Source organism: Candidatus Nealsonbacteria bacterium, assembly GCA_026396195.1.
Classification (GTDB): Bacteria; Patescibacteriota; Minisyncoccia; order Minisyncoccales; family JAGGXC01; genus JAPLXH01.
In genome coordinates, this window is the sequence record JAPLXH010000007.1 from 115,349 (window position 1) to 140,423 (window position 25,075).

26 protein-coding genes and 13 tRNA genes are annotated in these 25,075 nt (G+C 36.2%); 28 read left to right on the plus strand and 11 right to left on the minus strand.

The annotated features are described in order from the left end of the window. Positions 1 to 5 precede the first annotated feature (5 nt). From NTU58_03025 to NTU58_03105, 17 genes are all read left to right on the plus strand, one after another. Positions 6 to 950 (plus strand): HAMP domain-containing sensor histidine kinase, encoded by a 945-nt coding sequence (locus NTU58_03025; GenBank protein ID MCX6764653.1) that lies wholly within the window; start codon positions 6 to 8, stop codon positions 948 to 950. Positions 951 to 958: 8 nt separating this feature from the next. Beyond that, a complete protein-coding gene (locus NTU58_03030) occupies positions 959 to 1,333 on the plus strand; it encodes a response regulator (protein ID MCX6764654.1) in 375 nt (124 codons plus the stop codon). A gap of 10 nt (positions 1,334 to 1,343) precedes the next feature. After that, on the plus strand, positions 1,344 to 3,092 hold the full coding sequence (locus NTU58_03035; GenBank protein MCX6764655.1) for a GspE/PulE family protein: 1,749 nt from the start codon (positions 1,344 to 1,346) through the stop codon (positions 3,090 to 3,092). Between the two features lie 12 nt (positions 3,093 to 3,104). Then, positions 3,105 to 4,316 (plus strand): type II secretion system F family protein, encoded by a 1,212-nt coding sequence (locus NTU58_03040; protein MCX6764656.1) that lies wholly within the window; start codon positions 3,105 to 3,107, stop codon positions 4,314 to 4,316. Positions 4,317 to 4,364: 48 nt separating this feature from the next. Next, positions 4,365 to 6,089: a carboxypeptidase regulatory-like domain-containing protein gene (locus tag NTU58_03045; protein MCX6764657.1), complete on the plus strand. Its 1,725-nt coding sequence runs from the start codon at positions 4,365 to 4,367 to the stop codon at positions 6,087 to 6,089. Positions 6,090 to 6,122: 33 nt separating this feature from the next. Next, positions 6,123 to 7,097 (plus strand): hypothetical protein, encoded by a 975-nt coding sequence (locus NTU58_03050; GenBank protein ID MCX6764658.1) that lies wholly within the window; start codon positions 6,123 to 6,125, stop codon positions 7,095 to 7,097. Between the two features lie 18 nt (positions 7,098 to 7,115). Continuing rightward, positions 7,116 to 8,555, plus strand: coding sequence for a hypothetical protein (locus tag NTU58_03055; GenBank protein ID MCX6764659.1), 1,440 nt, complete (start codon positions 7,116 to 7,118; stop codon positions 8,553 to 8,555). Between the two features lie 37 nt (positions 8,556 to 8,592). Further along, a complete protein-coding gene (gene pilM, locus NTU58_03060; protein MCX6764660.1) occupies positions 8,593 to 9,693 on the plus strand; it encodes a type IV pilus assembly protein PilM in 1,101 nt (366 codons plus the stop codon). Beyond that, complete coding sequence (locus NTU58_03065) at positions 9,686 to 10,231, plus strand: PilN domain-containing protein (GenBank protein ID MCX6764661.1); 546 nt, start codon at positions 9,686 to 9,688, stop codon at positions 10,229 to 10,231. The genes pilM and NTU58_03065 overlap by 8 nt, the downstream gene beginning before the upstream one ends. Beyond that, a complete protein-coding gene (locus NTU58_03070; protein MCX6764662.1) occupies positions 10,221 to 10,781 on the plus strand; it encodes a hypothetical protein in 561 nt (186 codons plus the stop codon). Before NTU58_03065 ends, NTU58_03070 begins: the two co-directional genes overlap by 11 nt. 41 nt (positions 10,782 to 10,822) lie before the next feature. Next, a complete protein-coding gene (locus NTU58_03075; GenBank protein ID MCX6764663.1) occupies positions 10,823 to 11,479 on the plus strand; it encodes a hypothetical protein in 657 nt (218 codons plus the stop codon). A gap of 35 nt (positions 11,480 to 11,514) precedes the next feature. After that, positions 11,515 to 11,588: transfer RNA gene (locus NTU58_03080), tRNA-Arg, on the plus strand. A gap of 7 nt (positions 11,589 to 11,595) precedes the next feature. Further along, positions 11,596 to 11,666: transfer RNA gene (locus tag NTU58_03085), tRNA-His, on the plus strand. A gap of 93 nt (positions 11,667 to 11,759) precedes the next feature. Next, a complete protein-coding gene (locus NTU58_03090) occupies positions 11,760 to 12,281 on the plus strand; it encodes a hypothetical protein (protein ID MCX6764664.1) in 522 nt (173 codons plus the stop codon). A 349-nt stretch (positions 12,282 to 12,630) separates the two neighbouring features. Next, positions 12,631 to 12,951 carry a hypothetical protein gene (locus NTU58_03095; GenBank protein MCX6764665.1) on the plus strand — a complete coding sequence of 107 codons (321 nt, stop codon included), beginning with the start codon at positions 12,631 to 12,633 and terminating at the stop codon, positions 12,949 to 12,951. A gap of 19 nt (positions 12,952 to 12,970) precedes the next feature. Further along, positions 12,971 to 14,449: a hypothetical protein gene (locus tag NTU58_03100; protein MCX6764666.1), complete on the plus strand. Its 1,479-nt coding sequence runs from the start codon at positions 12,971 to 12,973 to the stop codon at positions 14,447 to 14,449. A gap of 35 nt (positions 14,450 to 14,484) precedes the next feature. Beyond that, the gene (locus tag NTU58_03105; protein ID MCX6764667.1) at positions 14,485 to 14,907 is read left to right on the plus strand and encodes a response regulator; all 423 of its coding nucleotides are present in this window, start codon (positions 14,485 to 14,487) and stop codon (positions 14,905 to 14,907) included. A gap of 99 nt (positions 14,908 to 15,006) precedes the next feature. Here NTU58_03105 and NTU58_03110 read toward each other — a convergent pair whose 3' ends face one another. Further along, entirely contained in the window at positions 15,007 to 16,047 is a 1,041-nt protein-coding gene (locus tag NTU58_03110; protein ID MCX6764668.1) for a trypsin-like peptidase domain-containing protein, read from the minus strand. 109 nt (positions 16,048 to 16,156) lie between these two features. On the opposite strand from NTU58_03110, the gene NTU58_03115 reads away from it, so the two are divergent. The 9 genes from NTU58_03115 (at position 16,157) to NTU58_03155 (ending at position 19,524) form a co-directional block, all read left to right on the plus strand. Beyond that, a tRNA-Arg gene (locus tag NTU58_03115) sits at positions 16,157 to 16,228 on the plus strand. Between the two features lie 81 nt (positions 16,229 to 16,309). Then, positions 16,310 to 16,687 carry a hypothetical protein gene (locus NTU58_03120; GenBank protein MCX6764669.1) on the plus strand — a complete coding sequence of 126 codons (378 nt, stop codon included), beginning with the start codon at positions 16,310 to 16,312 and terminating at the stop codon, positions 16,685 to 16,687. Between the two features lie 4 nt (positions 16,688 to 16,691). Then, a tRNA-Ala gene (locus NTU58_03125) sits at positions 16,692 to 16,762 on the plus strand. Between the two features lie 51 nt (positions 16,763 to 16,813). After that, positions 16,814 to 16,900, plus strand: a tRNA-Ser gene (locus NTU58_03130). A 171-nt stretch (positions 16,901 to 17,071) separates the two neighbouring features. Then, complete coding sequence (locus tag NTU58_03135) at positions 17,072 to 17,449, plus strand: DUF4446 family protein (GenBank protein MCX6764670.1); 378 nt, start codon at positions 17,072 to 17,074, stop codon at positions 17,447 to 17,449. Between the two features lie 45 nt (positions 17,450 to 17,494). Further along, on the plus strand, positions 17,495 to 18,979 hold the full coding sequence (gene infB / locus NTU58_03140; GenBank protein MCX6764671.1) for a translation initiation factor IF-2: 1,485 nt from the start codon (positions 17,495 to 17,497) through the stop codon (positions 18,977 to 18,979). Next, positions 18,972 to 19,322, plus strand: coding sequence for a 30S ribosome-binding factor RbfA (gene rbfA, locus NTU58_03145; GenBank protein MCX6764672.1), 351 nt, complete (start codon positions 18,972 to 18,974; stop codon positions 19,320 to 19,322). The genes infB and rbfA overlap by 8 nt, the downstream gene beginning before the upstream one ends. 32 nt (positions 19,323 to 19,354) lie before the next feature. After that, positions 19,355 to 19,426 (plus strand) — tRNA-Cys (locus NTU58_03150). Positions 19,427 to 19,437: 11 nt separating this feature from the next. Continuing rightward, positions 19,438 to 19,524, plus strand: a tRNA-Leu gene (locus NTU58_03155). 46 nt (positions 19,525 to 19,570) lie between these two features. On the opposite strand, the gene NTU58_03160 is transcribed toward NTU58_03155, so the two are convergent. The 10 genes from NTU58_03160 to NTU58_03205 all read right to left on the minus strand — a co-directional run bounded on the left by NTU58_03160 (position 19,571) and on the right by NTU58_03205 (position 22,222). Next, positions 19,571 to 20,128 carry a hypothetical protein gene (locus NTU58_03160; protein MCX6764673.1) on the minus strand — a complete coding sequence of 186 codons (558 nt, stop codon included), beginning with the start codon at positions 20,126 to 20,128 and terminating at the stop codon, positions 19,571 to 19,573. A 112-nt stretch (positions 20,129 to 20,240) separates the two neighbouring features. Further along, positions 20,241 to 20,486 (minus strand): GIY-YIG nuclease family protein, encoded by a 246-nt coding sequence (locus NTU58_03165; GenBank protein ID MCX6764674.1) that lies wholly within the window; start codon positions 20,484 to 20,486, stop codon positions 20,241 to 20,243. 86 nt (positions 20,487 to 20,572) lie between these two features. Further along, a tRNA-Gly gene (locus tag NTU58_03170) sits at positions 20,573 to 20,644 on the minus strand. 7 nt (positions 20,645 to 20,651) lie between these two features. Next, a tRNA-Phe gene (locus NTU58_03175) sits at positions 20,652 to 20,724 on the minus strand. Positions 20,725 to 20,768: 44 nt separating this feature from the next. Further along, positions 20,769 to 20,841 (minus strand) — tRNA-Val (locus NTU58_03180). A gap of 6 nt (positions 20,842 to 20,847) precedes the next feature. Then, positions 20,848 to 20,931: transfer RNA gene (locus NTU58_03185), tRNA-Leu, on the minus strand. Between the two features lie 5 nt (positions 20,932 to 20,936). Next, positions 20,937 to 21,335 (minus strand): 50S ribosomal protein L19, encoded by a 399-nt coding sequence (rplS, locus tag NTU58_03190; GenBank protein ID MCX6764675.1) that lies wholly within the window; start codon positions 21,333 to 21,335, stop codon positions 20,937 to 20,939. Continuing rightward, positions 21,325 to 22,041: an RluA family pseudouridine synthase gene (locus tag NTU58_03195; GenBank protein MCX6764676.1), complete on the minus strand. Its 717-nt coding sequence runs from the start codon at positions 22,039 to 22,041 to the stop codon at positions 21,325 to 21,327. The genes rplS and NTU58_03195 overlap by 11 nt, the downstream gene beginning before the upstream one ends. Before the next feature lies 1 nt (position 22,042). Further along, a tRNA-Val gene (locus NTU58_03200) sits at positions 22,043 to 22,115 on the minus strand. Between the two features lie 32 nt (positions 22,116 to 22,147). Further along, positions 22,148 to 22,222: transfer RNA gene (locus tag NTU58_03205), tRNA-Ile, on the minus strand. 190 nt (positions 22,223 to 22,412) lie between these two features. On the opposite strand from NTU58_03205, the gene NTU58_03210 reads away from it, so the two are divergent. Then, positions 22,413 to 23,843 (plus strand): lyase family protein, encoded by a 1,431-nt coding sequence (locus tag NTU58_03210; GenBank protein ID MCX6764677.1) that lies wholly within the window; start codon positions 22,413 to 22,415, stop codon positions 23,841 to 23,843. A 296-nt stretch (positions 23,844 to 24,139) separates the two neighbouring features. Beyond that, positions 24,140 to 25,063 (plus strand): phosphoribosylaminoimidazolesuccinocarboxamide synthase, encoded by a 924-nt coding sequence (locus NTU58_03215; GenBank protein MCX6764678.1) that lies wholly within the window; start codon positions 24,140 to 24,142, stop codon positions 25,061 to 25,063. Positions 25,064 to 25,075: the final 12 nt, after the last annotated feature.

Below are 25,075 nucleotides of genomic sequence, written 5' to 3' on the forward strand. Positions count from 1 at the left end.
AATATATGAAAAATAAAATTATTGAACAATTAAATCTAAAAACCCAATGCAAAAAGTACGGCCTTCCCCTGTGGCAGTGCCCTCATTTTATTTTTGTTGTAATGGGCGTTGTCATTATGGTTACATCTCTTCTGGCTTATTTTATAGGGTTCAGATACGTTGAAGACCCGTTATTAATTTGTTTGGTGGTGATGTTAATAACCGGATTTTTATTTATTTTGTCTTTTGTCGTAGTTAAAAGCTTTGAAAATTTAGCCGAAGCTTCTCGCATGAAATTAGAATTTTTAGCGATAATTTCCCATCAAATGAGAACTCCTTTTTCAAACCTAAGGTGGGTCATTGATTTATTAAATTCAGGCCGAGTCGGAGAAGTCCAGAATGACCAACAAGAATATTTGAAAATTTTAAAAGAAAACAGCGAAAGAATGGAAAGCTTAATTAGCCAGTTGCTTACCGCTTCAAAGTTTGAGCAAGGGAAGATTCCACTTAAGATGGCCGGTTTTTCTTTAAAAACATTAACGGAAAAAGTGATTACTGAACTTAAGCCGTTATCCAACGCTTCGAACATAGAAGTAAAATTTGAATGCAAAGAAGAAATACCCGACATCTTTGGAGACCAAGATTGGATAAGGGAAGTTATAAGCAATTTGTTGGATAACGCCATAAAATATACGAAAAACAAGGGAGAGGTTAAAATAACCATTTTTAAAAAGGGGCAAAAAATTTACTTTGAAGTAAAAGACACGGGAGCCGGAATTCCCAAAGAAGACCAGAAGTATATATTTGAAAAATTTTTTCGCGCCCAAAATATTTTAAAGAAGCAAACCCAAGGTTCGGGACTCGGTCTTTTTATTGCAAAATCTATAATCGAATCCCATAAAGGAAAAATAGGATTTAAATCAGAAGCAGGGGAAGGGTCGACTTTTTGGTTTTTATTACCAATAAAATAAATAAAAATATGAAAAAAATTTTATTTATAGAAGATGAATCTGCCTTACAAAAAACCTTCAGAGTTTTTATTGAGCAGGAAGGATACAAGATGGTTTCGGCCTTAGACGGAGAATCGGGTTTTAATTTAGCTAAACTGGAAAAGCCGGATTTAATTTTGCTCGACCTTATCTTGCCAAGACTTAATGGTTTTGAAGTATTGGAAAAACTGAAAGAAGACTACGAAACAAAAGAAATTCCGGTAATTATTCTTACTAATCTCGAAAATCCAGATGATATCAATAAGGCCTTGGAATTAGGGGCTAAAACTTATTTAGTTAAATCAAATTATACTTTATCGGAATTGGTGGAAAAAGTTAAAAAAGCTTTAGAAGAAGAAAGGTAAAAAAATTTTTATGAGGATTGAAGTCCAACAATTAAAAGCTTTTTTATTGGATACCAGTTTAGTTACCGAAGAACAATTTGACAGAGCTTTAAAAAAAGCCGAGAAAACCAAACAAAAAATTGGTGATATTCTGATTTCCGACGGCTTAATTTCTCAAGAAGAATTAATAAAACTGGAGGCTTATATTTTGGGAATTCCTTTTGTGGACCTGGCAAAAGAAAAAATCGACTCAGAAATTTTAAAAATTATTCCGGAGCCCATTGCCAAGTCCCACAATATTATTGCTTTTCGGAAAAAAGGAAATTCTTTGGAAGTGGCGATGCTTGACCCGGAGGATTTAGAAACAATAGAATTTATCAAGAAAAAATCTAATTTAAAAATATTGGCCAGATTAACCACTTCTCAGGGGATCAAAAACGCTTTGAGGCAATATCAAAAAACCTTGGAAGCGGAATTCGGCGATATTATAAAAAAAGAAGCCGGTGAGATAAGGGCTTTTAAGGAACAAACATTTGAAGAGGAAGAAAAAGAATTAAAAAAAGCAGCCGAGGAATTGCCGGTTATTAAAATAGTAGAAACTTTAATTCATCACGCTGTTTTAGAAAGAGCTTCCGATATTCACATTGAACCTCAAGAAAAAGAAATTGTAATCAGATATAGAATAGACGGCATTCTGAGAGATGCCATGGTTTTGCCAAAAACCGCGGCCTCAGGCATTGTGGCCAGAATTAAAGTTTTATCTAATTTAAAATTAGACGAACATCGTCTTCCCCAGGACGGCCGTTTTAAGTTTGAAACTGAAGACTATAAATATTCAATCAGAGTTTCGATTTTACCGGTTTACAACGGAGAAAAAATTGTAATGAGACTTCTCTCTGAAAGCTCAAAAGCTTATACCTTGGAAGGGCTCGGTTTAAGGGGAGAAGAGCTGGAAAAAGTCCAAGAATCTTTAAGAAAACCCATTGGCATGGTTTTAATAACAGGTCCGACAGGCTCAGGAAAAACAACTACTCTTTACGCTATGATGGATATTTTAAACACTCCGGACGTTAATATTTCCACCATTGAAGATCCCATCGAATATCGAATGCCGAGAATTAATCAAACTCAGGTTAATTCTAAAATCGGACTGTCTTTTGCTTCGGGACTAAGAACATTGCTTCGTCAGGACCCAGATGTTTTAATGGTCGGAGAAATCAGGGATGCCGAAACAGTAGGATTGGCGATTAACGCCGCTCTAACCGGCCATTTAGTTTTATCAACTCTTCACACCAATGACGCGGCCGGATCCATTCCCAGATTAATTGACATGAAAGCGGAGCCGTTTCTAATTTCTTCAACCCTAGAGGTTATTATTGCTCAAAGATTGGTTAGAACGATTTACGAAGATAAAGATAAATATAAGTTAAAAAAACCGGAGATAGAAAACTTAAAAAAATATTGCGACCCGGATAAAATTTTAGATGTTTTAAAAAAAGAAAAAATAGCAAAACCAAAAGACAACTTTGAAGACATAGAATTTTATCGGCCCAAATCGAGTCCAGATTGTCCCGACGGTTATTCCGGCCGGATAGGAATTTATGAGGTTTTGCCGGTTTCCGAATCAATAAAAGAACTAATCAACAAAGGAGCCAGCTCTGATGAAATAAAAAGACAAGCCCAGAGAGAAGGAATGAGAACCATGGTGGAAGACGGATTTGTGAAAGCGGCCCAAGGAATTACTTCTATTGAAGAAATACTGCGCGTTATCACTGAATAGTTTTAAAATAAAATGCCCAAATATTTTTATCAGGCCACTTCTGCCCAAGGCGAGCTTCAATCAGGAGTTCAGGAGGCAAAAGATGAATCTGAATTGGCAAAAACTCTTCGCAATGAAGGGTATATTTTGGTTTCAGCCAGCTTGGAAAAAAAGAAAGAAAGGTTCGGTTTTTTGGGAAAATTAAAAGGAATTTCTTTAAAAGATAGATTATTTTTTACCAGGAATTTAAGATTGATGATAAAATCCGGCATTTCCTTACCAAAAGCCCTTTCTATTTTAAGCGCTCAAACCGGAAATAAAAAATTTCAAGAAATTCTTTTTAAAATTAAAGAAGAAATATTAAAAGGAAAAAAATTATCAGAAGCATTAAAAAATCATCCCGCTACTTTTTCCGAACTTTATTCCAGCATGGTGGAAATAGGCGAAGAAACGGGAAATCTGGAAGACGTTTTAAATGGGTTATCCAAACAAATGGAAAGAACTTATGAATTAAGAGCAAAAATAAAAGGAGCGATGGTTTATCCGTCGGTTATTATTATCGCCATGATGGGAATCGGAGTTTTAATGATGATTACGGTGGTTCCAAAACTGGCTGAAACCTTTGAAGAAATTGGAATTGAGTTGCCTTTTACCACAAAAGTGATAATTACGGCAGCCAGCTTAATGTCTAAGTTTTGGTTTTTGTTGCCCTTAGTCTTTTTAATTATAATTTTATTATTTAAAAAACTTTTAGGTTCTTCTAAAAAAAGGAACAAAAAGATTGACGGGTTGCTTTTGAAAATTCCGGTTATTTCTTCAATTATTAAAGAAAGCAATATAGCTTATACCGCCAGAACCCTTACAGCCCTTATTAATGCCGGTGTTCCCATCATAAAATCATTGGAAATCGTCTCAAGAACTTTGGACAATTTTTATTTCAGAGAAGCGATGGAGGTTTCCTCAATGGAAGTTAAAAAAGGAAAAAAACTTTCAGACGTTCTTAAAAATTTTCCCAAGGTTTATCCGATTACTTTTTCGGAAATGTTGGCCATAGGAGAAGAGACCGGGGAAACAGCGGATATTTTAGATAAAATAGCCGATTTTGCCGAAAGCGAGGTTGACAGCTTGACTAAAAATTTATCAGCGGTGATTGAGCCCATAATCATGATAATAGTCGGAACAGCCGTCGGCTTTTTTGCGGTTTCCATGATTCAACCGATGTATTCTATGCTAGGGAGCATTTGATTGCTCCAAAGACATCAAATTCTATTTTATATTTTAGTATTTTTTTATATGAAAAAAGGACTTACTTTAATAGAAGTTTTAATAGGAATATTTTTACTTCTTATTATTTCTTCCGGTGTTTTTGGGTCCTACCGGTTAATTTTAAAGGTTATTGCCCAGTCTAGAAGCAGAATTACAGCTACTGCCATTGCCAACGGTCAAATAGAAAAAATTAAAAACTTATCTTATGAATCAATCGGAATAAATGGCGGGTTTCCGGAAGGAACGTTAGAGGCATTTGCCACTACTAACCAAAATAATGCTCAATATACGATTGAACAAAGAGTCGATTATGTTATTGATCCAATCGACGGGGTGTCTCCGCCCGAAGATGATTGTCCTAATGATTATAAAAGAGCGGAAGTTAAGGTTTCTTGGTCGCTAAAGCCCGGCGACAAGGTGGCTTTAATTACCGACATTGCTCCTAAGAATCTTACTCAAGAGTGTTTAATTAGCGGTGGGATTATTTCAGTTTCTGTTTTTGATGCTTACGGAACCATGGTTCCTTTTCCTTTGATTGAAATCAGGGACCCGGCAAACGATCAAACATTGAAAACAGCCACTCCCTTTGAAGGACAGCACTATTTTTCTTTATCTACCTCTACCTATAAGATTGTTGTTTCAAAGGATGGCTACAGCACGGAAAGAACCTATGGGACCAATGAGGTTCTTACTCCAGACAAGCCTAATCCGATAGTTCTTGAAGGAAAGCTTGTAGAAAACAGTTTTTCCATCGATAAGGTAAGCACTTTTTCCGTAGAAACTCTTTCTCCACGAGGAATTGATTATTTTTCAGACTCTTTTTTAAACGAAGATAAAATTTCCGAAAAATCCAACGTGTTCATTAACGATGGGAAAATAGAACTGGCAACCTCCGATGATGGATATTTGTCCGATGGTTTTGTTGTTTCAGCTGAGATTTTACCGACCAACTTAGTTCATTGGGATAAATTTTATTTTTCAGATTTAAAACCGACAGATACCAGCCTGAAATATCAAATTTATTATGCTTCCGGCACTGACGGGTACTTCTTGATTCCCGAGTCTGATTTGGCGGGTAACGCAGCGGGCTTTGAGGCTTCTCCTATAGACCTGTCAGGCCTTTCTATTGTTGATTATGATAAATTAAAAACAAAAGCAGGCTTTTTTTCCGGTTCTTTGGATAAAACTCCCGTTCTTTATGATTGGCAAACTTCTTGGATTACTTCCCAAGCGGTTTCCATGCCAAATATTGAATTTAATTTACAAGGTGCGAAAATCATTGGAAAAGATAGCGAGGAAAATTTTGTTTATAAATATTCAACCACCATAATAACAAATTCTGTCGGCCTTAAAGATATTCAAAATTTAGAGTGGGACTTGTATACTTTTTCAACTACGCCGGCTAGTAATCTGGATTTAGTAGAAATTCAGCCTTCTCCTCAGCCGATTAATCTTTTACCAGATACTAATTCTCCCGTTAAGTTGTATCTTGAGGCCCAAAATTCTTTTTTATTAACCTTAGAAGATAGCGAAACCCTGGAGCCGATATTTTCGGCCACAGCAACTTTATCTAATTTGGGTTTAGGTTACAGCCAATATCAATATACAAATGAAAAAGGTCAAACCTATTTCATTCCTTTAAGCCAAGTAAATTATACTTTAGAAATTTTTGCTGTCGGATACCTCAATACTTCAACGGTGGTTTTTGTTTCAGGAGATACGAATAAAATAATTAAATTAGAGCAGGAATAATAAACGCTGAGCTTAAATTTTTTTAAAAAAATTATGAAAGGTTTTACGGCGATTGAAGCATTAGTGTCTATCATAATTTTCTCTTTAGCAACGGGAGCCATTACTGGTTTCATTTTTTTGTCTTATCGAACACATAACTATGCTTTTGAAGAGTCAACGGCTGTTAACGAAGCTCGGAGAGGAGTTGAATTGATGACCAGAGATATAAGAGCGGCGAAAACAGGAGATAACGGCTCTTATCCGATAGAAAGAGCCGATGACAAACAATTTATATTTTATAGCGACATAGATAAAGATGGCGAAACCGAAAGAGTAAGATATTTTTTAGGAACAATAAGTTCGGGGAGCCAGACAAAAGAGTGCACAGCTGCCAACAGAGGAGGGTCTTGCAGTGTTACTTTTTCTAATTTTTTAACCGGAGAACTGCAATCAGCCTTAGTAAAAGTTTCATTAGAAGGCGACCTAGATGCTTCCGATGAATATGTTGAAATTTCGGCTGATGGGACACCCCTTATAACAGATCTTTGTGAATTCGGTTGTTCGCATTGCGCCGGGAGATGGGAAGGAACCACTACTTTTGATGTAACCAGTCAAGCCAGCGATAACTCCATTCAATTTACAGCCGATGCAACTTATCCAGTTCATCGGCAATGTCCGGTAGTTTCTTCTGATCATGCAATGAGAGCAAGGTTTGAACTTCCTTGGACCGAAGAATTGATAGGCGCGGGAAACGAGTTAAAAAAAGGAGTAACAGAGCCTGTCGGCAATCCGGTTACATATCCCGCAGACCAAGAAAAAATTTCAATTATAACTTCTTATATTCGCAATGATCCCCCGATTTTTAAATATTTTGACAAAGACGGAAACGAAATTATTAGCGCGCCTTTTCGCTTGACCGATACAAAATTAATGGGAATTTATCTGGTCATTAATGTTGACCCGAACCGTCCGCCCAATGAGTTCCAGCTGGAATCTTATGTTCAGCTGAGAAACCTGAAAACAGAATAAATTTTTTAATCATTGTTTATGGATATTTTTTGCAAATTAAAATTATATAAAAACAAAAAAGGAACAATAATAACCTATGTTTTGGTTTTCGGGGCAATATTTTTAGTTTTAATCGGAGGACTTTTAGGGTTTATTTTGTTGCAACTGCGGCAAACCTCTCAAAAAGTAGCCTGGAACGAAGCCCTAAGCATTGCCGAAGCCGGTATTAATTATTATCGTTGGTGCATTAATAACGGAATTGAACAAGACTGTTTGAATCAAGGAGAAAAAGATTATTTTGATCCGGAGGGAAACAAGGTCGGGAAATTTTTTCTTCAGGTTACCTCAACTATTTCTTGCGGCCAGGACGTTAAAAAGGACATTGTTTCTACCGGTTGGACAAATGACTTTCCTAACGTAAAAAGAAAAATCGGCGTTTTATATGGCCGTCCGTCGGTAGCTCAATATTCTTACATATTAAACACAAATGTTTGGATCGGGGATGACCATGAGATAAGAGGGCCTTATCATTCGAATGGCGGCATCAGAATGGACGGAACAAATCAATCAACTATATATTCGGCCCAAACCGAATGGGCCTGTACGGATTCTTTCGGCTGCTCTTCTTGCCCCACAAGTCACGGTTGCCGCGTTGAAGGGTCAAATTGTATTTGTCCCGGAGTGCTTACCACGACTGCCAACAGTAACCCTAATTTATTTAGTTTCCCCGTCACCTCTTTCGACTTTAATGGCATTACCATTGATTTGGCACAGATGAAAAGTGTTGCCCAAACGAGCGGAATTTATTTGCCACCCTCTACCACCACTAATCCTCTAGGGAAGGGATATCATATAAAATTTAAAAATAACGGAACTTTTGAAGCTTGGATAATCACCCAACTTTCCTCAACTTATGCCTATAGCCTAGAAGAAGATTGGCATTACGATTATTTTACGATTGCCAACGAGTATCTTTACAATACTTATGTCATTCCTTCGGCTTGTTCGGCTATTTTTGTTGAAGATAATATTTGGCCGGAAGGAACGACAACAGGGAAGGTTACTATAGCTTCAGCTAACCTTATAACTCCGGGCATAGATACCGATGCGGTATTATTGAACAATATTGATTATGTTCATACAGACGGTTCCGACGGTTTTTCTCTGATAGGGGAAAGAAATATTTTAATTAGCCCTCAATCTCCCAACAACATGACCCTGAGGGGAATTTTCATCGCCCAAAAAGGGCGTTTTGGCAGGAACCATTATCCTAACAATTTCAGAAATAATTTAGAAATATACGGCTCAGTTGTCAGTAATGGACGGGTTGGAACTCAATGGACGTCCGGAGGAACCATAGTTTCCGGATATTCGAAAAGAGAAAGTTATTTCGACCCGGATTTAATTTATAATCCTTCTCCTTTTGTCCCTCATGTCGATTCCGACTTTAAAATTATCGACTGGAAAGAAGTAAATTAAATTGTAAAAGATTGGGCTTGTTTGTATAATTAAAAAAATGATAGAAATTTTTAATTTAAAACCAGAAACTTTCGGATTGGATATTTCGGAATCGTCTTTAAAAATAATCAAGCTTAAAAAAAAGAGAAAGGGCTTTGGTTTGGTTTCTCTTGGAGAGCAAATAATTAAAGAGGGAATAATTAAAGATGGAGAAATAAAAAACCAAGAAGAACTGATAAAAATAATCAAAGAAGGCATTTCAAAGGTTGAGGGAGAGAAATTAAGAACAAAATATGCGATTTGTTCCTTGCCCGAAGAAAAAAGCTTTTTAAAAATAATCCAGATGCCTAAAATGAGAGAAGAAGATTTGAGGATGGCAGTAAGATACGAAGCCGAAAATCATATACCTCTTTCTTTAGATGAAGTTTATCTGGATTCAAGGATTATTATTCCGATAAAAGATCATTTAGACCACACGGACGTTTTGATTGTCGCTTTTCCTAAAAACATAATTGATTCTTATATTCACTGCCTGAAAGAGGCCGGACTCCAGCCGGTTGTTATGGAGTTAGAATCAACTGCTATTGTCAGGGCATTGGTTGAAAAAGAAGTCAGTTATTTTCCTTTATTTATAATTGACATTGGCGTAGACAAAACCAGTTTTATTATTTTTTGCGGGCATTCTTTAAGATTTACCAGTTCCATTTTTATTTCTTCAAATACATTTACCGATGCTATCGCTAAAAATTTAAAAATTAATAGAGAAGAAGCGGAAAGAATTAAATTAAAGTACGGGTCCGACAGCAAGTCGGCAAAAAATAAAAAAACTTTTGAAAGCTTGCTTCCCGTTTTGACCGAGTTAACAGAGCAAATAGAAAAATGCTTGCTCTTTTACCAGACCCATGCTTCCCATGAACATTTGAACGTTGAAAGCCACGGGGTCAAAAAAATTATTTTATGCGGAGGGGGAGCCAATATTAGCGGTTTAGCCGCATTTTTATCGGAAAAGCTTGGTTGTTCGGTTGAATTGGGCAACCCCTGGATAAATATTTTGTCCAAAACTCAAAAAGAATCGTCTCTGGTCTCTTATAAAAATTCTCTTAAATATACAACGGCCATAGGGCTCGCTTTAAGAGGATTTAAAGAAAAACATGATTAATCTTTTGCCCCATTCAGAAAAAAATATTCTTAGGATAATAGAAAAAGAAAAAATAATTTTAATTTTAGAAATTATCTTATTGTTCTTTTTTGTCTGTTTAATTTTATTTTTATTTTTGATTAAAATTCAGGTTGCCGGTCAGGTTGAAGCGGAAAAAATTATTCTTGAACAAGAAAAAAAAGAATTCGAAAGCTTGGGAACCAAAAATATTTCAGAAGATATAATTTCAATAAATAAAAAAATTTCAGATTTAAAGTCTTTTTATGAAAAACAATTTAGTATGATAGAAATTTTAGAAAAAATATCCAAAACTCTTTCCGACGAAGTTTATCTTAATAATTTTTCTTACACCAACAATAATTCTCAGGTTGTTCTTTCGGGTTTTTCAAAAACTCAAGAAGGATTGTTAAAATTTAAGCAAAACCTGGAACAAGAAAAGGATTTTCAGGGAATTTTTTTCCCCCTTTCTTCCTGGATTGCGAAAAAAGACATAAGTTTCAATTTAAATTTTAAATTAAAAAATGAAAATGGAATTTAGAAAAACTTACATAGCATCAGTTTTTTTTATCGGATTTTTTATTGCTTCCATAATTTTTTTAATTATTCCATTAATTAAAGAAATAGAAAAAAATTCGCGCGATTTGATTATAGTCAAAGCAGACAGAAAATTTTTTTCTGAAGAAAGGAGTAATATCGAAAAATTTGAAAATATATTTAAAGAAATACAACCGAATATTGAAAAAACCAATATTTTTTTTGTAAGCTCTGAAGTTCCCATTGATTTTATAAATTTTTTAGAAAAATTAGCCTCAGATTCTGATATTTTTCTAAAAATATATCCCTCCGGAGTAAGCTTAGTAGAAAAATCCAACAAAAGTTTATGGCCATTTTTAAATTTTAATCTGGAAGCTTCCGGGTCTTTTTACAATTTTTCAAAATTCATAGAAAAATTGGAGAACAGCTCTTATTTGATCCAAGTCCAGGATTTAAATATAAGAAAGGTAAAAACAGAAATTTCTTCTTCTTCCGACGAAGGGTTGTCTAATGAAATTAGCGCTTCTTTTTTTCTTAAAGTTTTTGCAAAGTAGTCTTCTGTTTTTCAAAATTACCAACCTGAAATTATTTAATTATGAAGATAAGTCCTAAAAAATTAATAAAGGCCCTTGGAGCATTGCCCAAAAAATTGGCCAAACATTCCTTTTTAACTTTTTTTATATTTTTTCTTTTAGACGTCGTCTTAGGGGGAATTGTTTTTTATAAATATGTTATTTTGATTGAAAAAACAAAAGTAGAAAATTTGAAAACGCCCCTTAAGTTTGACCACGCTAATTATCAGGAAGTTTTAAATCAATGGGACAAAAGACAAAAAAATTTAGAAAAAATTGATTCCAAGCAATATATTAATCCCTTTCAGGAAACAAGAATTTCTTTTTCAACATCCACGGAAAATGGGACTAGCGCAGTAAGTATTCCAAAGGGTGAGGAAATTATTATTCCCACCTCAACAGAAGAAACGGTCACAACTTCTGAGGAAGTTTCCGGCAGTAATCAAGAAGAAACTTCCACGCAGGAAACAAGCGGTTTGCCTAGTGACCTTATGGCTAAACTTTTACTCGCTGGCAGTATTTCTGATTTTTATATAATTAAAAAAGAAAGATTTCCTTCTGTGTGGGAGAGGTCGATTTTTTGGGAAGAAAAAGGGATTGGCAAAAGAGATGATTATTATGGCAGTGAACACCAAAACGTACTTTTACTTCGAGCCTTGAAAAAAGAGTTGACCGAATAATTTTTTTAATTATAATAAATTACGTACTATTTAAAGCCCTCGTAGCTTAACTGGATAAAGCAGGGCCCTTCTAAGGCCAAGACTGCAGGTTCGACTCCCGCCGAGGGCACTTTATGGTGGCTATGGTGTAATGGCAGCACAGTAGTCTGTGGCACTACTAGAGGCGGTTCGAGTCCGCTTAGCCACCCCTTCGACTTCGCTTCCTTCAATTCGGTTCAGGACAAGCAGGGCAAGCCAACTAAATCGCCAAAGAGGCGATTTTTTGGTAGAATAAAGCAATATGAACAAAAAAATATCTACACCAATAGCAATAGGGATTATTCTAATTTTAGCCATCCTTGTGGGCGTTTTTACTATTACTCAATTTTCAGCAATAAAACGAGAAAAAATCCAGACAACAGAAATTACCAGCCTATCTGATTGCGATAAAATTCAAGAATCACTTTATAAAAATGAATGTTATGTGTCTATTGCCGTAAAAAAAATAGATCTATCAATATGCGATGAAATAAAAGAAGCAAAAGACCAATTTTTGAAAGATGATTGTTATTCTAAGATTGCTAAGGCAAAACAAGATTTATCAATATGCGATAAAATCATTGAAGAATCGTCAAAAAATGTATGTTATGTGGGTATTGCTCAAGTTAAGAAAGATCCCTCAATATGCGAAAAAATTCAGAATCCAAAATATAACATAATAGAATCTTGTTATATGGTTGTTGCTAAAGCTAAACAAGATTCATCAATATGTGATAAAATCCAAGACCAAACTTATAAAGAATCTTGCTATAAGCAGTTCTAGGTTATTCCATCAAACAGGTTTTAATATTGTTCGCTAGGGGACCACGTAAAGAACGTAAAATTACTTTCAGTAATCACGTTCCACGTGGTAGGCGCGTGACGAAATTTATACAATTTCATTTTATGCGTCACCCCTTCGACTTCGCTCAGGGCAAGCCAACTAAATCGCCAATCCTTCGACCGCTGCTCAGGACAAGTAGGCGGTTTTTTGCTTGCGTTGAATTTGTTGAAGCGTTTACGCTGAACTGGTTGAAGTGGTCATTGCACTTTCCGATAAATCGGGACTCAACTTGAGGGCTCCGGACGGACAAGGTATAATAAAATAAAGATTAAAATTATTTTATAAAAATATGAATGAAGAACTCGCAAATTTAATCAAGGAAAAAATCAAAGAGGGAAGGAATAAGGAAGAAATTAAAAATCTTTTATTGTCCCATGGTTGGTCGACTGAAGAAATAGAGCAGTCGTTTCCAGCCCCACCAGAGGGTTCTTTGGCGTTTCCCGGCGTTATTTTTATTCTCAGAGAAACGCTTTTAATCTATAGAAAAAAAATAATAACTATTTTAGGAATTTCTTTAGTCCCACTGATTGCCGGCCTTATTTTAAATTTTTTATTAAATTTTTTATCTGATAAAAATTTACTCACCATTAATATTTCAGATTCTTTTTAATTTCGGTTTATTTTTTTACTTGGCGATATCGATTTTTTCAGTAATTGTTGCTGCAATATTTCAAACCTGGAGCTATCTTGCTTTGGTTTATGCGATCAAGGACAGTCAGGAGAATATTGGCGCAAAACAATCCTATCTTTTAAGCTGGAAAAATATTCTTTCTTATTGGTGGATATCATTTTTAATGGGATTCATATCCGTTGGCGGATTTTTTTTATTGATAATTCCGGGATTTATTTTTGCCATCTGGTTTGTATTCGCTCCCATTATATTGGTTATGGAGGGCGCAAAAGGGATGAGCGCTCTTTTAAAAAGCAAGTATTACGTTAAAGGAAAATTAATCAGTTTGGCTTGGAGGTTTTTCGCTGTTTTTTTAATTATTTTTTTTCTTTTTGCTTTATTATATTTAATAACGAGTGCCAACAACATACTTTTTCAGACCGGAAGCACAATTTTTTCTTTTATTATTTTCCCTTTTGTAATTATTTATTATTTTTTAATTTATACTTATTTAAAAAAGACCAAGGGAGATTTTGTTTTTACTCCTACCCCCAAAGAAAAGAAAAAGTTTGTTTTTGTCGGAATTTTAGGGATTATTTTGCCAATTTTATTAATAGTCGCTTCTTTGTTTTTTCTTAAACAAGCTTTTGTAAAATGGGACACAATGCTCGATGCTGAACGAACAAGCGATATTAATTTGATTAGTACGGCAATGAATGCTTACTATGAAAAAAATGGGAAATATCCGGAAGTTAAAATAACCAAAGAAAGAAGAATAAATCTTTCCAATATAGGACAAAATTTAATGGATGTTCCTTCAGACCCTGGCTTGGGGAAAATTAAGGGTTGCAATGATGTTAGGGGGGCTTCCTATTTAGGGTTTGATAATATTTCAAACCGGGATAAATATTGTATTTTTACTTGTTTAAACGACAGCAGTTTTTTTGCTGCCAGCCATAAAGGGGTTAAAATTTTGGATAAAATGCCCATTAACTTAGATTGCTGGCAAGAAGAAAAAAAAACAGATGAAACCTTTGGCTGGAAAACCTATACGAATAATGAACATGGATTTGAAATGAAATATCCTGAAAACTTCTTTTTTTCCGAACCTAAAATTACAACTACTAGCTGCGATTATCTTGATTTTTCTAAGCAATGTCCTTACGTACCGGTTCCCGGCTTTAATATAGAAAACGAAAAAGACCTTGAAGCTGCAACAGAAAAAGGACTGATAAAAATAGAAAAAGTTAAGATAAACGATAGAAATTATTGTTTGCAGCAATCAAGCGAGGGCGCAGCAGGTTCAATTTATACCAATTATTACTACACTACGGTAAAAAACGATAAATGCATTTCGTTAAATTTGGTTTTGTATGATATTAATTGCGGCGTGCTTGGCTCTGCGGACGAAGAAAATTACAAGAAATGCGAAGACGGAAAGATTAAAAAATCAGAAATATTAGATAAAATTATTTTTACTTTTAAATTTTTAAAGTAAGTAATTAAAAAATAAGCAAATCAAAAAATAAAATCGTGGAGCAAGGAATCAAAAAACCAAAAATTTTAATTTTCGACGATGATGAATTAATAAGAGAATTTTATAAAATGACGCTTTCTCGGGCTGGTTTTGAGGTAAAAACATTCGAGAATTACAAAGATGTTGTAAATATAGTTTTAGAAGAAAAACCGGATATTATTTGGTGTGATATTTTAATGCCTGAACCTATGAATGGTTTTGGAGCCCTGGAACTTTTAAAAAAAAATAGAGAAACCCACAAAATTCCGGTTGTTATCGTCAGTAATGTTGAAGAGCCTCAGGACATTAATCGAGGGTTTAAATTGGGAGCAGATGATTATTTTTTAAAAATAAAATATACTCCAAGCAAGTTAGCCGAAATTTTGAAGGGGCATCTTTTAAAAAATAGCAAATTCAGTAAAAATAATTTTAAAAAATGAAAATTTAGAAAAGTTTGATTTTGATTGGGGCTATAGTCAAATTTTAATAAAAATAAAAAACAACCTAAAGATAAGGCTGTTTTTTGTTTTATTATTCTATTAAAATTTATCAATTAAAATAGTCGGCAAAATAATTTCTTTTCCTTTTCTTAAAATTTTTAAGGCGACCGTGTTCCCGACTTTAAATTCCTGAAGAATTTCTTGCAGAGGATTTTTCATGTTGATTTTTTTGTTTTGAATTTCCAAAACTATATCCAATTCTTGGATTCCCGCTTTCTCCGCCGGACTTCCCTTAGTTATTGCTTCACCTCCCGGAAATCCTTCAGACACAACTAAAGCGCCATAATTTACAGGCAAGCTGCATTCTTGTTGTAATTTTTTATTAACAGGAACGTATCTTAAACCAAGAAATGGCTGGCGGATTTTTCCATATTTTTTAAGCTCTTCCAAGTCTTTTTTAGCCGTATTAACGGGGATGGCGAAGCCGATATTTTCAGCCCCAAAAACCATTGCGCAGCTAATCCCGATTATTTTTCCGTCAATATCAACCAAAGGCCCTCCTGAGTTTCCCGGATTGATAGCCGCGTCGGTTTGGATTAAGCCCTTTAAACTTTGGGTGCTTTGTTCTATCGCGTCTACGGCCTGAATATTCCGGCTTAATCCCGAAACCACGCCTACGGAAACAGTGTTTTTAAAAGCGCCCAAAGTATTTCCTATGGCAATAGTAGTTTGCCCCAGTTCAAGATTTGATGAATCTCCCAATTCTACGACAGGGAGATTTTTTTCGTTTATTTTAATTATAGCGATGTCATTGATTGGATTTCGAGTGAGTATTTCTGCTTTATATTTTTTACCGTTGTTTAGAATAACGATATATTCGGCTTCAGGGTCAATTACAACATGGCGATTGGTGAATATAATACCTGATTTATTTGCTATAAAACCGGAACCGCCGCCTATTTTTACCTTTTTCTTTTCTTTTGGAGTTTCAAGGGGGACATCAAAACCAAAAGAATTTTGGCTAAAAACATCATCTCCAAAGGGCTTAATGGGCAGGTCTAAGTATTTAGAAACCGTAATACTCACCACGGCCGGTAAAACTTTTTTTATTGTTTCAATTTTTTTAGATTTTTCTGGCATTAATCTATTTTAACATTAAAACAGATTGTATTTCAAGGAAAAATTTGTTATATTATTATTGATAGAGGGGCCTTCGTAGTTCAAGGGACACCTGCCCGCCATAGCTTGAGCCCCTGTAGTTCAACGGATAGAACAAGAGACTCCTAAGCTCTAGATAAAGGTTCAATTCCTTTCAGGGGCATTGGCGATGGCAGACGGGGAACTCCTCACTCCTAAGGAGGAAATGGAAGTTCGATTCTTCCCGGGGGCATAAAAAGAAAATATGTCTAAAAAACCCATTCTTTTTACATCTTTAATCCTGCTTTCAATAGTTTCTTTTCTTTTTTCCATTGGACTAATAATCGGTTATATTGGGGGAAGGTTTTTTACCAAAAAAATAATAGATGAAAAGAGCAGAATGAAGCCCGTAGTTTTTAGTATTAAAAATTGGCAAGTTCATTTGCATCATTGGTTTTTAGGGATAGTCGCCGTTTTGACAAGCTTGGTTTTGGGTTTTCCCGACCATCTTACAGCGGGTTACTACGGTATCTTGGGAGGGATAATTTTGCAGGATATTTATTGGGACAGAAATTTATATCAGAAGCATTTTTATTTCAATAATAAGTGGTATAAAGTTTTAGCCAGAACTAAAAAAAATTAATTTTGGGCCCATAGTCTAACGGTAAAACACTTCCATGGCATGGAAGAGTTGAGGGTTCGATTCCCTCTGGGTCCACTGTTGTTTGTTTTTTGATTAATTAAAGCCCATTATTTTTTTGTCGGGAAAGGAGGGGTGCCTGAGTGGTTTAAAGGGATGGTTTCGAAAACCATTGTGGAAGAGATTCTACCGTGAGTTCAAATCTCACCCCCTCCGCCTTCGCCTCGCTGAAGCTCGGTTTCGGCGCGATAAAATCCGCCAAGACGAGCGAAAGCGGGATTCGCTTCGCCGAAGCTTTAGCGAAGGCGAGCTTCGTTTTAGCTCCGGCGAGACGCAGTCCGCCATAAAAAATCCGTAAAGGAGAACAAATTTAAAAATTTATTTTTTATGATTAACTTTTTAAATAAAAAAAACAAAGAACCAAAAAACTTTAAAGAAATTTTAAGTTGTTTTAAGGCGCTGGAAAATAATTTTAAAAAGATTTCCCAAGAACTGGAAGCGTTAAAAGAGGAAAACAAGTTTTCGATTCAAAAAGTGGGAATTGTTAGGTTCAGTCCTTTCAATAAAGGGGGAGGAGACCAAAGTTTTTCCATCGCCTTGCTTAATAGCGCAGATACTGGTATTGTGATTACCAACTTGTTTAACGGCGAGGAAAGTCGTATTTACGGTAAATCGATAAAAGACGGCAAGTCTTCTTATTGCTTAACCAAAGAAGAGGAAGAGGCGATAATTGAAGCTAAAAAATATAAAGATTCTTTAAAATAAAAATTACTTGATTATTGCCAAATAATCCTTTTTTATTTATCACAAATGGAAATTGTAAAAGAAAATAAAAATTTAACAGCTCGGCCGCCGGTAGCGGTCTTGATGGGCCATATTGACCACGGAAAATCGAGTTTGCTTTGCGCAATAAAGGATTTTGAAATTACAGAGAACGAATCAGGCGGCATTACTCAGCATATTAACGCTTACGAGGTGGAGCACGAAGGTAAAAAAATAACTTTTATTGATACTCCAGGGCACGAAGCTTTTTCAGCGATGCGTTCGAGAGGGGCTAAGGTGGCTGACCTTTGCGTTTTGGTGATAGACGCCGAAGAGGGGGTAAAAGTTCAAACCAAAGAAGTTATTTCCCATATTAAAAATTGTTCCTTGCCCGTTATTGTGGCTTTAAACAAAATTGACAAGCCTCAGGCTAATCCGGAAAGAACAAAAAGAGAATTGGCTCAAAATGATATTGTAGTTGAAACTCTGGGCGGGAAAATTCCAAGCGTTGAAGTTTCGGCTAAAACCAAAAAAGGCATTCCTGAGCTTTTAGATCTGATTTTATTGGTTGCGGAAATGGAAAATTTAAAAGTTGATTTATCAAAGCCGCCCGAAGGCGTGATAATTGAGTCTTATTTGGACAGCCAAAGAGGGCCTACAGCCACTTTATTATTGAAGGAAGGAATATTAAAGAGGGGCGAGATTATCGGTACAAATTCAGCGTTTGGCAAAATTAAAATTTTAGAAAATTTTCAAGGGAAATTGATTAACGAAGTTTTACCTTCAATGCCGGCTATTATCTTAGGCCTTGAAAAAGTTCCCAAAATCGGAGAAAGTTTTAAAAGGTTCGCTACTCTGGAAGAAGCCCAGCAAAATACAAAAATAGAGCGAAAAGAAGGAATCAGCCGAAATTTTATTATTAATAGCGATTCCGATAAAAAAATACTTAATTTTATTTTAAAAGCCGATGTTTTCGGCTCCTTGGAAGTTATCGAAGAAATCTTGAAAAATCTCTATAAAGAACAAATAGAAATTAAAATTTTAAAATCAGGGGTCGGAGAAATATCCGAGGAAGATTTAAAAATGGCGCAATTATTTAAAACCAAAATTTTAGGCTTTAAAGTTAAAGTCAATCCTCAGGTTTTGAACGCCGCCCAGTTCAGCAAGGTAAAAATAATAACCTTTGACATAATCTACAATTTAGTCCAGGCCGTCAAAGAAATGGCGGAAAAAGAGTTGAAACCAAAGGAAGGATTTAAGGAAATAGGGCAAGCCAGGGTTTTGGCGGTATTTATAAGCGATAAAAATCGGCAAGTAATTGGAGCTAAAGTTTTTAAAGGGGAGGCTTTGAAAGGCGCGAAAATCGAAGTTTTGAGCAATGGCGAGGCAACCGGAGAGGGAAAATTAATTAATCTTCAAAGAAACAAAAAAACCATAGAGAAAATCCAAAAGGGCAATGATTGCGGTATTCTGTTCGAGGGAAACGTAAAAGTTAAAGAAGGGGATATTTTAATAATCAAAACGTATGGCTAGAGAACGGGTTCCAAGGGTAAATGAATTAATAAAAAGAGAGTTAAATAATATTTTATTAAGGGAATTGGATTTTCCCAGGGACACTTTGATTACCCTGACCCGGGTGGAAACTTCTTCCAACTTGATTCAATCCAAAGTTTACGTCAGCGTTATGCCGGAAAACCAGTATGGAAAAGTTTCGCTTTTTTTAAATAAAGAAATTTTCAGTATCCAGCAATCTTTAAATAAAAGGCTGAAAATGAGGCCTACTCCTAAAATTATTTTTGTCAGAGAAAAAGAGGTTCAAAAAGCGGATAAAGTTGAAGAAATTCTGGAAAAGATTACTGAAAACAAGGACAATTGAAAAAAAATAAAAAATTGTTAGAATAGAATGACGGCCTGGTAGCCAAGTAGCAAGGCATCGGTCTGCAAAACCGATATACGTGGGTGCAACTCCCGCCCAGGCCTCAAGTAGATTTGCCCGGGTGGTGGAACTGGCATACACGAGAGACTTAAAATCTCTTGACCGTAAGGTCTTGTGGGTTCAACTCCCGCCCCGGGCACCAAAACAAAAACAGCCATCGTATAAAATGGCTGTTTTTGTTATTTTCGTTAGTTTTCCAAAACTTCTATGTAAGTTAGCTTTGCCCCGAATTTTTGGGCTTCTTCTTTGGAAGGAAACCAAATATCTACATGATAAAAGCCTGCTCTTCCGTTCATTCTGTCTTCAACAACGAAGATTTCGTTATCGTAAAGTTCGGGTATCCTTATTTCGGTTCCAAAAGGCAACAAGTTATTGGCAACAATTCCATCTCTTACCCAGGTTCCCTGGGCAGTAATAAAAGGAGTGTCATCGGTTTCTTCCGGAGTAGAAGAGTATCCGGTGATGACCACCTTCATTTTTTTAGTTACTTTTTTTGGAGCGGAAGAATCACTTAAAGCCGCTAGGCTATTGTCCTGGATAATAATTAGGCTTTTGTCCGGGTCTTGGGGTTGATTTTCAACCACCGAAGCCTTGATTGATTTTATTCCTAAAAAAACCAAGGAAATAATCATTATAATTACTGAAAAGAACAAAATAGTAAGAATTTTCTTTGAATTTAACATATTTGCTGGATTTAATTGGTTTTCAACCTTTAAGCCAATGGGTAATAAAAAAAGATATCCCATAAAAGATATCCTCGCGTTTCATGTCCTTATTCTATATTTTCCATAGGAAATGTCAAGTGCTAAAGATAAAAACGCCAATATTTGGCGTTTTTGTCCCAAGACAGGGCATTTTTTATTTTAGAGCAAAAAGTTGTCTCAATTTTTTTCTTCCGCCGCCGTTTTTCCAGTATTGTTCTCTCTTTTTGGCTTCTTGCGCTGTAATAAATTCTTCAGAGAATAGTAGCTTTAATGGTTTCCTATGTTTTGTGGCTATTACTTGTCCAGAATTGTGCAGTTTTAATCTTCTTTTCAAATTATTTGTATAACCAACATAAGTTCTCATGTCTTTCAAGCTTTGGAGAATGTATATGTAATACATGGCTCAAGAATACGTAAAAATTAGAGAGCGGGCCGCCCACTCCTTTTGGAGTGGGACGAGCCTCGCTCAAAATGCCTTGCATTTTGAGCGGGTGAGCGGACTCGAACCGCCCTTACTACCTTGGCAAGGTAGAGTAATAACCACTATACTACACCCGCCTATCTGTGCCACGGGCCAGACTTGCACTGGCGACCTTATCTTTTTCAGAGATACGCTCCACTACCTGAGCTACCGTGGCGTATAATTAAATATGGCAATCCTGAAAGATTTATCTAAACAGGGTGGGCGCGTCCTGACTCGAACAGGAGGCCTTCTCGGTGTAAACGAGACGCTCTACCAACTGAGCTACGCGCCCTTTTTGTGCCCAGGGTGGGACTTGAACCCACACGCCTTAAAAAGGCATAGAGCCTCAGTCTATCGCGTATACCGATTCCGCCACCTGGGCTTTATTTATTTTTTTATTTCAACCTCTTTTTTCTCTTTTTTGTTTTTTTCTTCCTTTTCTAACTCGCTTGCTTTAAGTCTCGCTCTAATGCCGGTAGCTTCTCTTAAATAATAAAGCTTTGCCCTTCTTACCTTTCCTCTTTTCACTTTTTCTATTTTTTCAATAATTGGAGAGTGCAAGGGGAATATTTTTTCCACTCCGATTCCGGAAACCATTTTTCTTACGGTAATGGTAGAAGAAATTCCTTTTCCGTGTTTTCTGGCTAGCACCAAACCTTCAAAAATCTGAGTTTTATCTTGTCCGCTGATATTTATTTTATGGTGAATCCTAACTGTATCTCCCGGACGGATATCAACAAAATCATTTCTTAAGGCGGGATTAAATTTTTCATTTTTATTCGTCATTTTCTTTTAAAGTTTTAATTATTTTGTTTAAATTTTCGGGCAATTTCGACTCAAATTCCCTGTTTTCTTTTGGCGATAAATTAATTTTAAGATAATTAGCGTGTAAAAATTGCCTGTCCAAGCCCTTGGGACAGTGCTGATTTTTAAAGCTATAAAGTTTGTCTCCGGCAATGGGGTGTCCGATTGAGTTTAAATGACACCTAATTTGATGTTTTCTTCCGGTTTTGGGCTCTATTTCCAAAAGGGTAAATCCTTTAAATCTTTTTAAAACCTTATAACAGGTTTCAGCTTCCCTTTTTCCTTTAGGATTTTCTTCCAAAAAGAAAGCCTTTTGTTTTCTTCGGTCCTTAAGCGAGCGGCCGATCAAGGTTTTAATTTTACCTTTATTCTCTTTTATATTTCCCGCTACTAAGGCCAAATATTTTTTAGCTACCAATCCTTCTTTAAACTGTTTTTGTAAAAACAATAAGCTATCATTGTTCTTGGCTACCAGTAAAATTCCGGAAGTGTCTTTGTCTAGTCGGTGGACTATGCCATATCTTGGAGAAAGTCCGGTTTTTTTTATTTCCGGTTTTTTCTCAATCAGATAATCAATCAAAGTTTTCTCTCCGCCAGACGGCGAACTACCTTCAGGAAACACAATAATTCCGGCTGTTTTATCTACCACTAAAACATTATCATTCTCGTAAATAATTTTCAACTCCATGTGGGCGCGACAGGACTTGAACCTGTGGCCTTCTCGATGTCACCGAGACGCTCTGCCAACTGAGCTACGCGCCCATTAATGCGCGTGATAATGGTATCTATTTTGTTGGTGGGCGTGGATGGGATCGAACCATCGACCCCCACTTTATAAGAGTGGTGCTCTACCACTGAGCTACACGCCCTTTTGCGTGAATATTTTTAGTTTATCGAATTTTACTAAGTTAGTCAATTATAAAATTGACCCTCCTTCTCCCTCGACTGCGCTCGGGATTCGGACGGGTTGACACAAAAAATATAATAGATAGGATTGTTCTTGGAGGGCAATGAAGTTTTGCCTTTTTTAGGTGAAGCTAAGTCCTTTTAAATAAATATATGGAGAGTGAAGAAATGGTAGAGGAAAACTTAAGAGATATATATGATAATATTTCTCCGATAGACTATCGTTATTGGAGAAAAGAAGTAGGCTGGTATCTTTCCGAAAACGGTTTTACTCGCTACAAACTAGAGGTAGAAGCATCTTTGGCAAACGCCGTCCATAGAAGAGGAATGTGTGGTTTAGACATTCTTAAAGAAATTGAAAAGGCATGTGAACAGGTTACTACAGCAGAAGTATATATTGAGGAAGGTAAAACCAAGCATGATATTCGAGCGCTCGTAAATTGTATCCAAAAAAGGGTCAGTGAACGGGCTCGATCTGTCGTTCATTTTACAGCAACATCTTTTGATATTGTAGAAACAGCCAATGCGGCACGTTATCGAGATGTAACCATGGAGGTTCTTCTTCCTTCTCTTATTAAGCTCGAAGAAGTGCTTATCATCTTAGCAAAACGTGAAGCTGAGACCCTTCAAATAGGCAGAACTCATGGTCAGCATGCCGTACCTATCACTTTCGGTTTCGCTATAGCAGAATATGTTAGTCGCTTGGGGGAATCTATCTTATTTTTAAGAAGAAGAGCAAATGAGTTAGTTGGTAAATTTTCTGGAGCATCCGGAGCTTACAATGCTTCATCATTGTTCTTTAGTGATCCCGAAATTTTTGAACGAGAAGTGCTATCTGAATTAAGAATTAAACCTGGAGAATATTCAACTCAAATCGTTATGCCAGAGAAGCTAGTGAGATTTTTTATTGAAATGATACTAATAGGTGGAATATTAGCTAATTTATCCAGAGATATGCGTAATCTTCAACGCACTGAAATCGGAGAAGTGGGAGAGCTGTTTGAAGAGAACCAAGTAGGTTCTTCAACGATGCCTCAAAAAAGAAATCCTATCAATTTTGAGAACGTAGAAAGTGTCTGGAAGATTCTGGTAGGTCGAGTTATAACTCTTCTTTTAGATCAAATCAGTGAGCATCAAAGAGATCTTACTAATTCTGCTTCTGCTCGTACCTTAGGCGAAGTCATCGGTTATTTGGTTTCTATAACAGAAAGGTTGACTAAAACAATGAAGAAGCTGCAAGTTGACAAGGTCAATCTTGAACGAAATTTCAATCTGCAAAAAGGCTTGATAGTAGCCGAACCACTTTATCTGATCTTAGCTGCTCTAGGGCATCCTGATGCTCACGAAAAGGTAAGAACTTTGACTCTTCAATCTCAGAAAGAGCATAAAAACTTAGAAGAAATCGCAATGGCCGATCCTGAACTGAAAGTATATTTATCAAGGATGGATTCCTTGCAGAAAAGGATTATTTCCAACCCTTCTGAGTACGTTGGTATTGCGCCGAAGAAAGCAATGAAAGTAGCTTCAAACTGGAATAGAAAAATCAACAGTCTAAAAAGAAAAATGGCAAAAGCAAAAAAATAAAAACCTTTAAAGGCAGAAATTTTTCTGCCTCTTTTTTATTTAAATTATTGACCCCGTACAAACTTTACCGTTGGATTTCCTCGCGCAGTGCGTATGTCTAATAGCCCATATACCTTGTTGGGCGAAGCGTTGCGCCCCCAAACGGTATTGCGACTATTCGTCGCTCGCACTTCGCAATTATTTACAAAAGTAAAGTTTATACGGGGTTGACAGATTAATTTTTTAATATAGGATAATTTCCAGAGAGGGTACAATTTTATTTTTAGCCCTTTCAAAATATATAGTAGGTGAGAAAAATGGGACAAGAAGATGTTTTGATGGAAATAAAATTACCGCTACCAAAGGTTGGCGAGAAAGCTGGTGAAATTAAAAAAACAAAGATTCGTGAGGTTTTTGAAGCTGGTGTAGACGATCAAGGTCGCGATCTGATATTAATGGTTGCAACTGATCGAATTTCGGTCAGGGACGTCGTTCTTTTGAGCGGCATTCCAGGAAAAGGCAGAGTTTTGACTGAAATTTCTTCATATTGGTTTAGAGAGACAGCGGATATTTGTTGCAATGCATTCATAACCAATCAATTTGAAGAATTTCCTTCAGATCTAAAGGAAAGGTTGGCGTCATGTCGTTCTGACATCGAAGGGAGATCAACTTTAATGTACAAAGCATCACCTTTTCTAGTGGAATGTATAGTCCGGGATGTATTGGTAGGAAAAGGATCGGCCTGGATTAGTTACGAGAAAAACGGAAAAGTTTGCGGCATTCAATTACCAAAAGGAATGAAAAAAGATCAAAAATTTGCAGCACCCCTTTTTACGCCTTCCACGAAAGCACCAGTGGGCGAGCACGATAAAAATATTTCATTTGAAGAAATGCGGCGCATCGTTGAGATAGCTCATAGAGGGCAAGAACTCAGAGCTTTCAGTCTTAGCCTTTACTGTTACGCACAAAATGTAGCTGCTCTAATGGGGTTTGGGATCGATGACACCAAATTCGAGTTCGGAATTTTGAAGGACGAAGAAACGGGAAGAGAACATATTGTTGTGATCGACGAGCTTCTTACCCCTGATAGTTCTAGATATAATCCAGACTACAGTAAGCAGCCTTTAAGGAATTGGCTAGAGCAAATCGGATGGGATGGTACACCGATTGAATTGCCTTCTGATCGAATTGAAAAAACAAGCCAAGACTACAATAAAGCGCTAGCAATGATTTTGCATTAGTCAGTAATTAAA